Below are 15658 nucleotides of genomic sequence, written 5' to 3'. Positions count from 1 at the left end.
AACAGGGGTGTGTGGATATTGTGGATAAGTTCGCTTCGAATGTGGAAATGTGCGTGGATAGTCGCTACTCCCGGGGAGGGAGATAGTCCAGCGGGTCGACCGGCCGGTCACCGACGATGATCTCGAAGTGCAGGTGCGGACCGGTGGAGTTGCCGGTGGAGCCGACCCGTGCAATGGGCTGCCCCTGTTCCACCCACTCCCCGGCCTCCACCAGGAGCGCCGAGGCGTGGGCGTACAGGGTACGGGTACCGTCGTCGTGCCCGATGACCACGGTGAGGCCGTATCCCTCCACCTCGCCCGCGAGCAGGACCTCGCCGGCCCGGCTGGCCCGGATGGGCTCCCCGTGGTCCGCGGCCAGGTCGATGCCGTTGTGGTGACGCCCCCACCGGGGGCCGAAGGGGGAACTGATGGGCGCCGTCACGGGCCAGGCGAAAGCCCCGGTGAGGTCCGTCCCCGCCCCGCCCCGGGCGGCCACCACCGCCTCGGCCGCCTGCCGCCAGCGGGCCATGCGCGCGGCCCGGTCCCCGGGCTCACCCGGCTCGTCCACCCCGGCAAAGAACGCGGCCGGTCCGGCGGGCGGTGCGACAAGAAACCCGCCGCGCGCGGGCGGAAGATCCCCCGCGGGCGCGGCGGGCGTGACGGCCCGGCGCCAGCCCAGGTAGCCGGCGCCGAGCACCAGACCCATGATGAGCAGTCCCACGACCACCGGAGGCAACCCGGCAACCCCCGGCACCCGGCGGCTCACGCCGCCTGCGGCGCCACGGCCGGCCGCGCTGTGCGGCTTCTTCCAGTCGATGCGCTGCCAGTTGCCCCTGCGCTGCACCCCGGCTCACCCCCGTCCACTACGGGACAAGTCTATTCAGGGCGCCGGGGGATCATGCCCCTCGGTCTACACCTTCAGCCGGTACCAGTGCGGCTTGCGGTCGAGCATGTGCGTGGCCTCGATGAACCGGACGGTGCCGGTGGTGCCCCGCAGGGCAATGGAGTGGGTCGTCGCCACGTTCCGGCCGGAGTAGCGCACGCCGCGCAGCAGGTCGCCGTCGGTGATCCCGGTGGCGGAGAAGTAGACGTCCTCGCTCTTCACCAGGTCGTCCAGCGTGAGCACCTGCTCCGGGTCGCTCAGGCCCATGGCCTTGCAGCGGGCGTACTCCTGCTCGTTCTGCGGCTTCAGCCGGGCCTGCATGTCGCCGCCCAGGCACTTCAGGGCCGCCGCCGCGAGGACGCCCTCGGGCGCGCCGCCGATGCCCATCAGGATGTCGACGCCCGTCTCGTCGATGGCCGCCGCGACGGCGGGCGCGACGTCGCCGTCGGAGATCAGCTTGATGCGCGCCCCGGCGTCCCGGCACTCCTGGATGAGTGAGCGGTGCCGCTCCCGGTCCAGGATGACCACCGTCAGGTCGCTGATATCCTTGCCCTTGGCCTGCGCAACCCACTTCAGGTTAGCGGTGATGGGCGCGGTGATGTCGATGCACCCCTTGGCCCGGGGTCCCACTGCGATCTTCTCCATATACATGTCCGGCGCGTGCAGCAGGTGCCCCCGGGGCGCCACGGCCACCACGGCGATGGCGCCGTTCAAGCCCTTGGCCACCAGGTTCGTCCCCTCGACCGGATCGACCGCGACGTCGACGGGAATGCCGCCGGCGCCCACCTGCTCCCCGATGTAGAGCATCGGCGCCTCGTCCATCTCGCCCTCGCCGATCACCACCACGCCGTCGATGGCCACCCGGTCGAACCCGGCCCGCATCGCATCCACCGCCAGCTGGTCAGCCAGCTCCTTGTCGCCGCGGCCCATCCAGCGCGCGCTGGCCAGGGCGGCCGCCTCCGTAATCCGCACGAGCTCCAACGCCAACTCCCGTTCCACCTGCGCACCCTCCTCCGCTTGGGCAGCAGCGATCTGTCCCAAACCGCGCACAGTCGACCCCCGCGCATCTGCCTCAGGGGGACCCGCAATCTCTGAACCGCCGCTCCGGCCCCGCGGCCGACAGCGGCCCCGCCGGCCCCGCTACACCCGGCCCTTCGCGGCCTCCCAGTCCTTCAGGAAGCGCTCGATGCCGCTGTCGGTGAGCGGGTGCTTCAGCATCTGGTGGAAGACCTTCGGGGGAATCGTGGCGATGTGCGCCCCCGCCTTCGCCGCCTCCACCACCTGGCCGGGGGTGCGGATCGAGGCGGCGATGATCTCCGTGTCGATCCCGTGCAGGTCGAAGATTTCGGCCGTGTCGCGGATCAGCTGGATGCCGTCGGTGGAGATGTCGTCCAGCCGGCCCACGAAGGGCGACACGAAGGCCGCGCCGGCCCGGGCGCAGAGCAGCGCCTGGTTCGGGCTGAAGATCAGGGTCATGTTGCAGCGCACGCCCTTGGCGCTCAGCCGGGCACAGGCCTTCAGCCCCTCGGCGGTCATCGGCAGCTTGATCACGATGTTCTTGTGCAGCTCGTAATACTGCCGCGCCTCCTCCACCATGTCGTCAGCCTGCAGGCTGATCACCTCGGCGCTGATGGGCCCGTCGACGATCTCCAGGATCTCCCGCAGCACCTGCATGAAGTCCCGCCCCTCTTTGGCCACGAGGGAGGGGTTGGTGGTGACCCCGCTCAGCACGCCCCAGGAGGCCACTTCGCGGATGTCGTCCACGTTTGCGGTATCGATGAACAGCTTCACGTGACTCGCTCCTCTCTGGATGCCTATGGCTACGAGCCCAGATTACCACAGCCGCCGCAACGCGAAAAGGGCCGGGATCCCCCGGCCCGGTTCCCCGCACCCGATGCCCTCCGGCTCACTTCTTGTGCCCGCGGCACCGGGAAGACGCATCGCCGCCGATCTCGAGGTACGCGACCCGCATCAGGGCGTCCAGATCCTGCTCCGTGGCCGCCGGCACCGTCCGCTGCCGCCCGCAGGCGACGCAGTACAGCTCCAGCCGGTCGGGGAACAGGTCCACGCCGACGTCCCGGCTGCCGCAGCGGCATCGCAGGAGCCCCTGCGCGCCCAGCTCCTGCACCTGGTTCATCACCTGGTACATGACCACCGGGTCGTCGAAGAAGCCGTCGAAGGCGTCGTCTTCCATGAACCGCTCCAGGTCGCTGAGCCCCGGGCGCACGTACTCCACCACGGCCCCCTCGTCGCCCAGGACCCCCAGTTGCAGGTCGGTCTCGGCGCAGGCAATCTGCTTCAGGCCGGGCTGCCAGAACTGCCCGGGCGAGTAATAACGGAAGTGGGTACCCTCACACAGGAAGCAGGGCACCTGCATCCACACCTGTCCCGGACGCACACCTACGGTGAGCAGGTGGTGGCCGCACTCGCACTCGACGCGCTGCGAACCGGCGCGGCCCAGGGCGAACCGCGACAGCTCGCTCAGCTCCAGCCGCCCGCACCGTGGGCACCGCAGCGCTACGGTCACGCTCGTCGCGATCAGCACGGTTGCCACCCCCTGCCGGTGCCACGACTAAGTCCTTATCGCGGGCTAAGATTTATCTCTATCACCTTCTCGGTTTATGCCCAATATCCTTCTCGCCTCGTCCGGTGTGGCCACTTCCCGGCCGAGTTCGTTGGCCAGCCGCACGATGCGCTCCACCAGCATGAGGTTGGTGGCCTTCACGCCGCGCGCGTAGTAGATGTTGTCCTCCAACCCCACCCGCACGTGGCCGCCCAGGAGGATGGCGGCAGTGGCCAGGGGCAGCTGCGCCCGGCCGATGCCGGCCACCGACCAGGTGCAGCCCGGGGGCAGTGACTCGGCCATGTGCAGCAGATTCCGGATGGTCCCGGCGATCCCGCCGGGCACGCCCATCACGAAGTCGAAGTGCAGGGGCAGATCCAGAATCCCCTTCTTCACCAGGGCCAGGGCGTTGTCGATGTGGCCCACGTCGAAGGCTTCGATCTCGGGCACCACGCCGTACTGGCGCATGGTGCGGGCAAAGGTCTCGATGAGGTCGGGCGGGTTGAAGAACACGTCGCTGCCGAAGTTCACCGTGCCGGTGGTGAGACTCGCCATCTCGGGCCGCAGCGTCACCGGCGCCAGCCGCTCCTCGGCGGTCATGCCCACGGCCCCGCCGGTGGAGACCTGCACGATCACGTCCGTGCGGGCGCGGATGGCCTCGAGGATCTCCTTGTAGACCGCGGCATCCTGGGTCGGGGTGCCGTCGGGCAGCCGGCCGTGGACGTGCACCATCGCGGCGCCGGCCGCACGGCAGCGGGCCGCATCCTCGGCGATCTCCTCGGGGGTGAAGGGGATGTGCGGGTTCTGCTCGCGGGTCACCTCGGCGCCGTTGAGCGCCACCGTGATGATGAGCTTCTCCACGGCGCTACCCCCTCCCGCCGTCGCCCGTCGGGGCCGCCCCGGCGCCGGCCCCCGGCCCCCGCTGGAACGGCTTGGGCACGACACAGGTACCCGTGGCGGTCGCCACCAGGATCGGTTCCTCGAGCACCCGGGCCCGCGACGGCTGCTCCGGCGTGGGGTCCGCGGCGATCACCTTATAGGCCTCGAACGCCATCCCGCGGGAGGTGTTCCCCACCCGGGTGATGCGCCCCCGCACCTCCAGGAAGTCGCCGGCGTATACCGGTGCCTTGAAGGTCACGGAGTCGTAGGCCACGAACAGCCCCTCGTCGCCGTCGTGCCGGATCAGCAGCTCGGTCGCCACGTCGCCGAACAGGCCCAGCACCCGGGCCCCATCCACCAGGTTGCCGCCGTAGTGCGCATCCTTGGACGACATCCGCACACGCAGGGTCGCTTCCATGCCCGATACCTCCCTGGCATCAGCGCAGCAGCCACTCCGCGCGGCTGCGCCACTCCGCATGTTCTTCCGCCCGGGCACCGCCGACGACGGGAGGACCGAGCCAGACCTGGTGTACCGGCAGGCGGATCTCCCGGGAGAAGGGTCGGTACCCCGGCAGATCGGCCTCCACGCGCAGCGCATGCACCGCCGATGAAGGCTTCACCGTCACCGTCACCGTTCCCTGCCGGCTCCGGTAGCGGCGCCCGTCCACCGTGATCACTCCGTCGACCGGGGCGCCGGTGGCGGCGTCCTTCAGTTCCAGCACCACGGTGCCCGGCCGGTCCACCAGCAGGCGGGACGCCCGGGCCGTCACGGACAGCTCGGACTCGCCTACCGAGACCTCCACGGGCAGCCACGCCAGCGATGCGCCTGTCTCCTCGTCCAGCAGGATCACGCAGCCGTAATAGCGGCCGGCCTTGACGGGCGTGTAGAACGTCAGCGGAACCTCCCAGGACGCTCCCCGCTCCCGCCGGGCGCCGTCATCCTGTGCGCCGATGCCGTACGCCTCCACCGCCACGAGGCGGCGGTACTGGTACCGGAGATCGGAGGGCACCGAACCGTCGTACTGCACAAACACCCGGTAGTAACCGGCGGGAACCCGTTCCAGCTCGATCACCATCCCGCCGCCGCTGCTGTGGGCCACCCAGTACGGCTGCCAGCCCCTGTCCCGTTCGTACCGGTAGAGCCAGAGGTGCTCGCCGCCCTGTGCGGGCATGACGTTGGCGATCTCCAGCCTCAGCCGGGCCACGTTGGAGGGGAGGGTGAACTCATCGATCCGGCCGGTCTGACGGACCACCTTCCACGGCACGCTCAGGTCCTGCTCCGTGAGCCCGTAGGCCACCGCCCTGCCGGTGAAGGCCCGCCCGGGGTTCTTCAGCGAGACGCTCACCGCCGCCTGGTCGCCCGGGACCAGCGCGAACGCCAGCGGCGCCGGGGCGACCACCGGCCCGGACTGCACCTGCAGGACGTACTCGGCCGGCTCGTCGGCCATCCCCTCCCGGGGCAGGGCGACCACCACGACCTCCCAGACGCCCTCGAGCGGATCGCTGGTCTGGAAGAGCGCCGTGAGCCCCCGCCCCTGGTAGCCGATCTCCTCGGACCGGTGGACCATGTGGCCGTCGGGCCGGAACACCTGCATCTGCACGGCGCCCTGGGGACGCCCCCCGGGCCCGGTGGCCACCCGGGCGGTCACCGAGAGCTCGGCCGTGCCGGGCTCCACTTCAATGAAATAGCGGTGATACCGGGCCGCCGCGATCCGCTGCGAGTGCATGTAGCTGGTGTCGCCGGCGCTCACCACCGGCTGCACGTAGGTCACGGGAACCCGCAGGCTCGGGATCTCCTGGCCCGGGGCCTTGATCACGATGTAGGCGCTGTGCACCCCCGGGCTCATGGGCGGGTCAATCGCCAGGTCCACCCGGCGGGTCTGCCCCGGCGGGATGACGGCGGCGCGCAGCCGCGGCGTCACCCAGGAGTCCGTGCTGGCGATCTCGACCTGCACGACCTGGTCGGTGGGGTTGGTCAGCAGGAAGGCGTCGCTCCCCGGCTGGTAGGAGCGGGCGAGCAGTCCCTCGCCGCCGCCGGCCATCTGGGCGGTCAGCGCCGGTATGGGCTGCAGCCGCTCCAGCGCCGCGTAGGCCGCTTCGACGTCCAGCAGGCCGCTGCCCTGCTCGTAGGACTGCAGGCCCGGCAGGCTGCGCGCCCCGGACTCCAGGGCGCGCTTCAGGCTGAGGCCGTCCTGGGGGAGGCCGTCGCGGCGGGCCGCCTCCAGGAGCAGCGCCGCGGCGCCGGCTACGTGCGGCACGGCCACCGACGTGCCCACCGCCGTGGTGTACCCCTCGGCGTGGAGCCAGGCCGGGGAAGGCGCCGGGCTGCCGCCGGGCGCGACCAGGCTGGGGATGTAGGCGCCGTCGGAGCGCGGGCCCATCCCCGAACGCCACCACACCGTCTCTCCGGTGACCTGGTAGCCGTAGTCGCGCGCCCACATCCCGGGGGAGTAGTACGCGCCGATGGTCATCAGTTCGTTGGCCCGGCCGATGGTGGTGCCGCTGGACAGGCCCGGCCCGGCGTTGTCGGCGGCCAGCAGGATCAGCACGCCGTAGGTCTGGGCCACCCGGGAGAGCCATTCCGACGCCTGCGTGTCGCCCGCGGCCGAGACCGCCAGACCTCCCAGGCTGACGTTGATCACCTGCGCCCCGTGCCGGGCGGCGTACTCGATGGCCTCCTTCACCGCGAACCACGTGCCCTGGTCCTGCGAGGTGATGACCTTCAGCGCCATGAGCTGGGCGCCGGGGGCCGCACCCACCACGCCATCCGGGCGGTAGGCCGCGGCGACGCCGGCCACCTGCGTCCCGTGCCCGAGGCTGTCAAAGCCGAACTGCACCCAGCCGCCCGCCGCGTCCAGGTCCGCGACGACGAACGCCAGCTGCCGCTCGGCGACCGCCCCGCTGCGGAAACGCCCCAGCCGGGCCATCGCGCCGCCCTCGCGGAAGACCGTCATCGCCACCTCGTCCCGGAAGTCGCCGTCGTTGTCCGTGTCGACGTAGACCTGCGTGTACTCGCCCGGAACCGCGGGGTCCAGCAGCAACACGCCGAAGCGATCGGTCTGGAAGCCGTTCCGGTCCAGATCCCGGTTGATCCGCCCCGGCACCTTCGACTCGTCCCAGTACCCGAAGCGGGCCCGGCCGCCGGCGGACTGCGCCTCAGGCAGGATGAAGGTGCGACCGTCCCGCGCCGTGAAGGTCGGGCCCCAGGGCACCACCTGGTCGGTCACCACCCGTCCCTCGGCGGTGAAGTCCTTCCAGTCGACCACCTTCCGCCGGCCGTCGGGCGTCGTCTGCAGGTCAGGGTGTCCGGGGTCGATCCCGGAGTCGATCACGGCGATGGTGACGCCGGCGCCACTCACCCCGTGTGCGGCGCGGAAGGCGGGGATGCCGACCGCGTTCAGGTTGAGCGCCATCTTGCCCGCGGGGTCTTCCACCGTTGCGGCGCGCTCCGGGACGGGCAGGACCGGCTTGGGCGTCTCCACCGGATCGCCGGCCGCCTCCACGGCCGGATCCCCGTCGGAACCCATGTCCGTGTCCACCGGGGCCAGTTCGGCCGGCACGGGCTCCGCCGCCGCCTCCGTGGCGGCGGCAGGGGCCCTCGGGGTGTAGCTCCCTGAGACCGACCCTCCCGCCGCAGGCTCATCTGCCCCGGTGACCGTCCGGTCGGCCGGGAAGAAGTCCGTGACCAGTCCGGCCACGAGGACGAGCAGGGCGAGCCGCGCCGCCCATTTCACCGGTCGCTGCATCGGCTCACCTCACGATCTCCAGGTAGGTGATTCTGCCGTCACCATCCAGCGCGAAGGCGACCTGGTCGCCCTCGGCGATCTCGTAGAACTCCACCCGTCGGCCCGCGTCCACCAGGATCGCGTCCGAGGCCAGGTCGTACCGCAGGAAGCCGTCGCCGTCCTCCAGCCAGATGCGGTCATCCTCGACCACCGCCACCCGGCCGCCGAAGGGGGTCCGGACGGCGTCCAGATAGCGGACTTCCTCGGTCTTGACGTCCAGCGCCATGTACGTGGGCCCCTGCCCCAGCGCCTCCGCCAGCGTCGCCGGCCGGCCGTTGACGAACACCAGGGCGCCGGGCTGCACCCACAGCCGGCGGCGCTGCCCCGTCCCCAGGGTCGCCCAGACCCCGTTTCCGCCGGCCGGCTCCAGCCCTTCAGCCAGCAGGTCCGCGTACCACGCCTCGACAAAGCGGACCTGCCCCGCGTCGTTGAGGATGAGCGACACCTGATCGGCCACCTGCAGAGCGGGCGGAAGGACGCGCTCGCCCCCGCGCAGGATGGCGGCGTCCACCGCCAGGCTGATCGAGTGCTCCTCGCCCATGGGCGTGCGCACCGTTCCCTCGCCTTCGCGCGGATCAAATGCGACCAGCGTGCCCTCCAGGTCGAAGAGCAGCCCGTACTGGTCCAGCCACTTGGCCACCGCGGCAGCTCCCTCTGCCCGGGTGACGAGGGCCCACGGGCGGTAGTAGCCGTCGCCGTCGCCGCTCATCAGGCCGGCCTCCGCCGCCGCGGCCACGGCGCCGACGGCCCAGGCGGGAATCTCGCCGGCGTCGCGGTAGGACAGGCGTGCCGAGCGGAGGACCGCCGCCCGCTGCTCCAGCCCGGCCGCCCGCACCAGCATGGCGGCCAACTCCACCCGGGTCAGGGGCGCCTCCGGGCGGAACCGGCCGTCCGGGTAACCCTCCGTGAGGCCGAGCTCCCACAGCAGCTCGACGTAGCCCGCCAGCGGGTCGTCCGGCGCCACGTCGGTGAAGCGGCTGGGCACGCCCTGCAGCGCAAGGGCTTCGGTGCCGTAGCCCAGGCCGGTGACCGCGATGCGGGCCAGCTCCGCCCGGGTAAGCGGGTCATCGGGGTAGAAGCGGCCCGCCCGGTCGCCGGCGATGATCCCCCTGGCCTCCAGCGCGCTCAGCCACACCGCGGACCAGTGGCCGGCCACGTCGGACAGGTACGCCAGCGCCGCGCCCGGGATCAGCAGGATCAACAAGGCGATCAGACCGACACGGCATACAGGTGAGCGCATCATCCACTCCCCGAATCGAAGGCTCTACGCCCTGCATGTGTCTGAGGCAGTGAAAGGTTGCTCTCCTAAATTTGGACACAGGGAGGGGCAGAAAAGGTTTCAGCGCAGCGGACCCGGCTGCTTCCCGATCCGCTGCGCCTCACCGCCCTCGATCTGATCTACTTTTCCTTCAGGTACCGGATGGCCGCCTCCAGCTGGGTGTCCGGCCACTCAGCGGCCGCCAGCTTCGCCGCGACCGCCGCGTTGAGCGCCTCCACGAACGCCTTGTCGACCATCGGCACCTCATTCAGCCCGTGGTCCCGGGCGAACTGCAGCACCGCCAGGGTGGTCTGGCCCTTGAAGTACCCGTCCCGGTCGGTGCGGTAGCCCAGCAGCGCCAGCCGCTCCTGCAGCCCCAGCACGTCCAGCCCCACGTGGCCGGTGGTCATGACCCGGTCCGCGACCAGGGGCGTCTGCAGGTGCACGGGCGGCTGATACGGCTCCACGACCAGGTCCGGGGTCAGGCCCACCTGGTGCACCCGGCGCTGCCGGCCGGTCAGGTACTCGGCCGTGGTCACCTTGACGGCGCCGCCGCCGGGCAGGTCCACCAGCTCCTGCACGGTTCCCTTGCCGAACGTCTGCGTGCCGATCAGCACGCCGGTTCCGTAGTCCTGAACCGCGCCGGCGAGGATCTCCGCCGCCGAGGCGGTGTACTCACTCACCAGCACGGCGGTCGGCAGGCCGAGGGGGCTGCCCTCGCTCCGGTAGACCCGCCGCTCGTCCCGGGTGATCTCGAACATAATGGGCTCGCCCGCCGGCACATACGCCTCGGCGATCTCCAGCGCCGACGCCACCCAGCCGCCGCTGTTGTACCGCAGGTCCAGGACCAGGCGGGTGGCTCCGGCCTCCTTCAGCTCGGCGACCGCGGCGAAGAACTCCTCCGCAGCCTGCTGACCGAATCCCGAGAGTTCCAGGTAGCCGATGCCGTCCTCCAGCATCCGGTAGTCCACCTGGGGCACGTGGATGAAGGCCCGGGTGATGGTGACGTCAAAGCGCCGCCCCTCGTCGGGCCGCTCGATGGTGAGCACGACCTTCGTCCCGGGCTCGCCGCGCACCAGCTGCTGGGTCTTCTCGATGGACTCGCCGACCAGGCTGACGCCGTCAGCGGCCACGATGCGGTCGCCCGCCCGGAGGCCGGCCGCCTCGGCGGGGCTGCTGCGAATCGGCCGGACGATCGTGATGTAATCGCCCACCTTCTCCAGGTAGACGCCGATGCCGGTCAGGTTGCCGTCAACGCTGTCCAAGAAGCTCTGATAGTCCTGCGGGCCGAGGTACTCGGTGTAGGGATCGCCCAGCGCGTCGAGCCCGCCCCTGACGGCCCCTTCCAGGAAGGCGTCCAGGTCGGCGCCGTTGACATGGTACCTCTGGACCACATGGTAGACCATCCACAGCTCTGCGCTGGCGTCGCCCCAGTGGGCCGGATCAGACGCCGCATACGCCGGCCCGGTCCACAGGGCCGCCGTCAGGAAGAGCGCCAGGAGGGACGCCGCGAAACTGCGCCACAGCCGCGCCACCACAAAGACCTCCTCGCGGATCAACTCGGCACGCCCGCCAGGGCCTCGGCTTCGACGAACGCGGCATCCGGTCGCTGTCCACGGACGAGAAGAGCGTTGACGAAATGGGCGGCCTGGTGCTCATTCCATTCGCCCTGGTAGAAAATCAATCCTCCTCCCACCACGGGCACGCTGATGCCAACTTTCGCCTTGCCCGTCTCGCCGTCGATGACCCACAGGACGCCGTCCCGCTGCGCGAACTCCACCCGGTCGCCGGCGAAGCGCTTGGCGACGGTGTAGAGCTTCTCGGCGTCGGCCCGCTTCAGGCGGGCGGCCTCCTGGCCGAAAGGAGCGGGCTTCACGATGCCCTCCTTGAGCCGCTGGTCCTCCCAGACGCGGTAGTACCGCACGCCCTGGCGCATCCAGGTGTAGAAGCAGTAGCGGGCCGGGTCCTGCCCCATGTCGACCAGGCGCTGCCGGGCCTCGTCCAGCGACGTTACCGTGAACAACGGCTCCGATTGGGCGTACTGCTGGACCTCCTGCGAGTCGATCTTTCGGAGCGAACGGCGCACGAGGTGTCAACCCCCTTCGATGCAGAGGACGGGCTGTCCAAAACCTGCGATGTCTACAGGACATGCCCATTATCTCTAGAAATGGATGAAGAGTAAACTATCTAGAGTTATGCTATATACTGAGCATACCATACCCGGCGCCTTTGGATGTATACAAACCAGGAAAAATGCAGGCGTCCAGCGCTTCCTGATGCAACCATCAGGGGCTCCTGAACCGTCTAATTAGTTGGCTCGCAGCGGGCGGGCTGAAAGGAGGTCACCAACTTTCATGTTTCAACGACTCCGCACGTCTGCCGCACTTGTCCTGCTGCTCTGCATGCTCCTCGCTCTCCTCCCGACGCGGCCGGCGGCGGCAGCCGAGCCGCTGAGCGACGCCGAGGCGGTGGAGCTGCTCCAGGAGTACGGCATCGTGCTGGGCAACCCGGACGGCAGCCTCGGGCTGGAGGATTCGCTGACCCGCGAGCAGGCCGCCGCGCTCTTCGTCCGCTCCTACGGCATGTCCGACCTGGCGAAGATGCTGGCGGCCACGGTGCCGTTCCCCGACGCCCAGGGCCGCTGGAGCGCAGGCGACATCGCCATGGCGTACAAGCTCGGGCTGATGAAGGGCGATCCTTCCGGCCTGTTCCGGCCCACGGACCGCATCACCTACGCCGAGGTCCTGACCGTTCTGCTCCGCATGGTGGAGCAGGAACCCACGGGCACGTGGGACCCCGACGACATCCTGGCCAGGGCCCGGTCCCTGGGCATCGCCCCTTCGGGGGTGGGGGCCCGTGAGTACGCCACGCGCGGTCCGGTCTTCTGGGCACTGGCCTCCACCCTGGTCAACGTGCCCCTGCGGGACGCGCCGAACCTGCTGCGCAAGCACATCGACCAGGTTCCGCCCTCCCTCACCGTTGATCCGGTCCAGACGCCCACCACGGAGGCGCGGGTCACCGTCACGGGCAAGGCGATCGGCGCCCGCAGCGTGACGGTGGCCGGTCAGCAGGCCACCTTCGATCCCAGAACGGGGACCTTCTCGCATGCCGTCTCGCTGGATCTGGGCGTGAATAACGTGACGGTGGAGGCGACGGACCGGGCGGGCAACACCGCCGTCCGGACGCTCACCATCGAGCGCAAGGGCGTGGCCAGCCGCATCACCATCAGCGGGCCGAGCATCGTGCCCGCCAACAGCAGCGTGCGGCTGGAGGTGACGGCCACGGACAGCCGGGGCAACACCGTTCCCCTGGAGGACCTGGAGGCGACGGTCACCGGCGATCTGGCCACCTTCGACACCCGGACGATGACCCTGAAGACCTCGGACCAGATGGGGCGCGGCACGCTCACCCTGCGGTCGGGCAACGCCCGCGGCACATACAGCTTCCAGGTCTACGGTCCGTCGGAGAAGGCGGCCGCGCTCGAGATCCTGGAGATCAACAAGGGCCACGCCCCGGCCGTCGGCAAGGAGACCACGGTCACCGTGCGGGTGCTGGACGAGGGCGGCAAGGTGGTCACCGACGACTACTTCCGCACCGTTACCCTGCGGACGTCCGGCATGAGCGGGCTCACGGTGTCCGACAGCACCGTGCAGACCGAGAAGGGCGTCGCCACGTTCACCATCAAGGCCTCCCGCACCGGCACCGCCACTCTGACAGTGTCGAGCCCGGGGCTGAAGTCGGCCGAGGTCGACGTGCAGTTCCTGGAGTCCACCCGCATCGTCCTCACCCCGAACCCGAAGCAGCTGAAGCCCGACGGCTCCTCCAAGGCCACCATCCGGGCGGCGCTGGTGGACGAGAACGGCCGGTCCATCACCAACCAGTCTGACCGGGACATCCTGGTGCTGCTGACGGCCTCGGGCACCGACGGGTACTTCACCAACGATCTCGTGGTCATCCCGCGGGGCCGCTCCAACTCCAGCGGCAGCGACGCGGTCTTCGTCGCCGGGGAGATGCCCGGCACCGCGACGATCCGCGGCGAGGTCATCTCAGACCACAAGTACTCCGTGCAGACCCTGTCGCTGCCCGTGGATCAGGGCATGACCGGCTCCCGGTTCGAGGTCACCTTCAGCAAGACCAACCCCAAGCCGGGCGAAGCCGTCACGGTCACGGTGGAGGTGCGTGACGCCTCCAACCGACTCGTCACAACGGGCTCCTACGCCTTCCAGCTGAAGCTGAGCACCAGCAACAACGACCGGCTGATCGACGGCATCCCCGAAGGCGTGACGCTCACCTTCCCCGGCTCCGGGTATACGCCGGTGAGCGACGGCCGCTCGGCCTCCGATCCCAACAAGAACCCGATGTCGGTGATCGGCCGGACCGAGAAGGGCGTCGCCAGGCTGACGCTGGTGTACGAGCGCAGCGGCACGGTGAAGATCACGCCGGTGCCCGTGGGCGCCACCTATGAGGCGTTCAACGGCACCGACTTCGGGGCGGCAGCCTCGTCGCTGAACTTCTACGCCCCCTCGCGGGAGGTTTCGTTCTCCGGCACCCCCGCCAAGGTCATCCTGACGGTGGACTCCGACCTGGGCAAGGACCAGCCCGGCGGTGCGGTGAAGTCCGCCAAGGCGCTGACGGTCCGGGCCAAGGTCGTGGACGCGTACAACAACCCGATCCCCAACTTCCGGGAGTACGCCACGCTGGAGCGGCTGCCCAACGGCACCGGCGTCACCCGGATCGCCGGGGTGAACCGGCGCATGACCCAGGACGGGGTGGCCGAGTTCACGGTGTACGCCACCTCGGAGGAGGGCTGGGACCAGTACGTGGTCACGGTCGGCAGTATGAAGAGCCAGCCCCTCACGATCGCCGTGAACCGCACGGCGCCGCCCGCCCCTGAGGTGATCGCCATCCACGGCGTGAAGCAGGGCGGCCTGTCGCCGGTGGGCGGCTACGTGGGGCCGGACGCCGACTTCATGGAGATCACGCTGGCCCGGCAGGATGCGCTGTACGGCAACCAGCCGACGAACTACGTGATCGCCAAGGTCTACCGGAAGGGCGAGTCCCGGCCGTTCTTCACCAGCGAGGCCATCGACCTGGCCAACGGGGTGCCCACCATTCGCATCCCGCGCAGCGCCCTGAAGGTCGGCACCTACTACTACGAAGTGGTGGTCAACAACGCGGCCGGCGACAGCCCGCGGTCTCTGGCCCTGGATGACTACACCATGGCCACCGTCGTCGACTACAACTCGGATTACAGGCTGAACAGCGCCACCTACGACGCGCTCACCGGGCGGCTGACGCTCTCCACGAGCCGGCTGACCAGCACGGGCACGGTGGATCCCAGCAAGATCCGCATCGTGGACGGCAAGGAAGTGCTGCGGCTCGATCCGTCCGTGGTAACGGTGAGCTCGGTCACCTCCTCCTCCGTGGTCATCCTGCTGAACGACCAGAAGGACGAACTGACGCCGGACCGGTTCCATGGCTCCGACGTCTACGTGGAGGCCGACATGGGCTGGTTCGTGAACAAGGAGCGCACGCAGTTCGCCCAGCCCGCGACGAAGGTGCCGGTGAAGCCGATGGCGACCATCGCCGAGGCGGCGCTGGACCTGGACGGCAAGCGGCTGTATCTCTACGGCGAGGGCTTCCGCCAGGGCACGTTGAACCTGACGGCGATCGGCATCACCGACCAGGCGGAAACCGTGAAGCTGACCAGCCAGGACAAGACCGCGGTGACGCCCACCGACGAGCAGATCGTCGTGAACCTCTCCAATGCGACGGTGTCGCAGCTGTCCAAGCTGAGCGGCTCCCGGCTCTATATCGCGGCGGACGCCGGATGGCTGTACACCGGCTCAGGCAGCAGCGCCAACCGGGTCGGCGCCATCACGGGCACCATGGCCCCGGTCTACAGCCGGGCGACGGTGACCCGTGCGGAGTACGACCGGACGACCGGCATCCTGCGGCTCACCGGCAGCAACCTGGCCGGCGCGGTGCTCGACCCCGGCAGGCTCCGGTTCGTCCTGAACACCCAGGACGGCGGCTGGTCGCCGAAGACCTCGCCCACGGCGGTCGGCGACACGACCGGGGTCATCACGGTCCAGTTCTCCGCGGAGGATGCGGCGGAGTTCGTGAACCGGTTCAACGGCCGGGTGGTCTACATGAACACCCTGGACGGCTGGCTCGTCGACGCCGCGGGCCGACCGGTGGTGCGACTGCCCGACTTCTCGGTGCAGTTCGCGGTGCCGAACAAGTAGCCTTGCCACATTTTCCCGGACCGGGTGGAGCCCAAGTCAGGCCGCGCATTACAGGGATTTTCG

At 69.9% G+C, this 15658-nt stretch carries 11 protein-coding genes; 1 reads left to right on the top strand and 10 read right to left on the bottom strand.

Going from position 1 to position 15658, the window contains the following annotated elements:
* Positions 1 to 64: 64 nt before the first annotated feature.
* From STH_RS16665 to STH_RS00340, 10 genes are all read right to left on the bottom strand, one after another.
* The gene (locus tag STH_RS16665) at positions 65 to 823 is read right to left on the bottom strand and encodes a M23 family metallopeptidase (protein WP_011194203.1); all 759 of its coding nucleotides are present in this window, start codon (positions 821 to 823) and stop codon (positions 65 to 67) included.
* A gap of 66 nt (positions 824 to 889) precedes the next feature.
* Positions 890 to 1861 carry a class II fructose-bisphosphatase gene (gene glpX / locus STH_RS00380; RefSeq protein ID WP_011194202.1) on the bottom strand — a complete coding sequence of 324 codons (972 nt, stop codon included), beginning with the start codon at positions 1859 to 1861 and terminating at the stop codon, positions 890 to 892.
* Between the two features lie 141 nt (positions 1862 to 2002).
* Complete coding sequence (fsa, locus tag STH_RS00375) at positions 2003 to 2653, bottom strand: fructose-6-phosphate aldolase (protein WP_011194201.1); 651 nt, start codon at positions 2651 to 2653, stop codon at positions 2003 to 2005.
* 115 nt (positions 2654 to 2768) lie between these two features.
* The gene (locus STH_RS00370) at positions 2769 to 3407 is read right to left on the bottom strand and encodes a hypothetical protein (protein ID WP_050742026.1); all 639 of its coding nucleotides are present in this window, start codon (positions 3405 to 3407) and stop codon (positions 2769 to 2771) included.
* Positions 3408 to 3452: 45 nt separating this feature from the next.
* Positions 3453 to 4286 (bottom strand): 3-keto-5-aminohexanoate cleavage protein, encoded by an 834-nt coding sequence (locus STH_RS00365; RefSeq protein WP_011194199.1) that lies wholly within the window; start codon positions 4284 to 4286, stop codon positions 3453 to 3455.
* A gap of 4 nt (positions 4287 to 4290) precedes the next feature.
* Positions 4291 to 4722, bottom strand: a complete 432-nt coding sequence (locus STH_RS00360; protein WP_011194198.1) for a hotdog domain-containing protein — start codon at positions 4720 to 4722, stop codon at positions 4291 to 4293.
* 19 nt (positions 4723 to 4741) lie between these two features.
* Entirely contained in the window at positions 4742 to 8050 is a 3309-nt protein-coding gene (locus STH_RS00355) for a S8 family serine peptidase (protein ID WP_011194197.1), read from the bottom strand.
* Between the two features lie 4 nt (positions 8051 to 8054).
* Positions 8055 to 9329, bottom strand: a complete 1275-nt coding sequence (locus STH_RS00350) for an S-layer homology domain-containing protein (RefSeq protein ID WP_011194196.1) — start codon at positions 9327 to 9329, stop codon at positions 8055 to 8057.
* 158 nt (positions 9330 to 9487) lie between these two features.
* Positions 9488 to 10882 carry a S41 family peptidase gene (locus STH_RS00345; protein ID WP_050742025.1) on the bottom strand — a complete coding sequence of 465 codons (1395 nt, stop codon included), beginning with the start codon at positions 10880 to 10882 and terminating at the stop codon, positions 9488 to 9490.
* Positions 10883 to 10902: 20 nt separating this feature from the next.
* On the bottom strand, positions 10903 to 11433 hold the full coding sequence (locus tag STH_RS00340; RefSeq protein WP_011194194.1) for a hypothetical protein: 531 nt from the start codon (positions 11431 to 11433) through the stop codon (positions 10903 to 10905).
* 268 nt (positions 11434 to 11701) lie between these two features.
* On the opposite strand from STH_RS00340, the gene STH_RS00335 reads away from it, so the two are divergent.
* Positions 11702 to 15595, top strand: coding sequence for an S-layer homology domain-containing protein (locus STH_RS00335; protein WP_011194193.1), 3894 nt, complete (start codon positions 11702 to 11704; stop codon positions 15593 to 15595).
* The last annotated feature ends 63 nt before the right edge of the window (positions 15596 to 15658 follow it).

The organism is Symbiobacterium thermophilum IAM 14863 (assembly GCF_000009905.1).
GTDB lineage: Bacteria > Bacillota > Sulfobacillia > Symbiobacteriales > Symbiobacteriaceae > Symbiobacterium > Symbiobacterium thermophilum.
The sequence above is the reverse complement of the archived record's forward strand: the minus strand, read 5'-3'. Positions and strand labels throughout refer to the sequence as shown.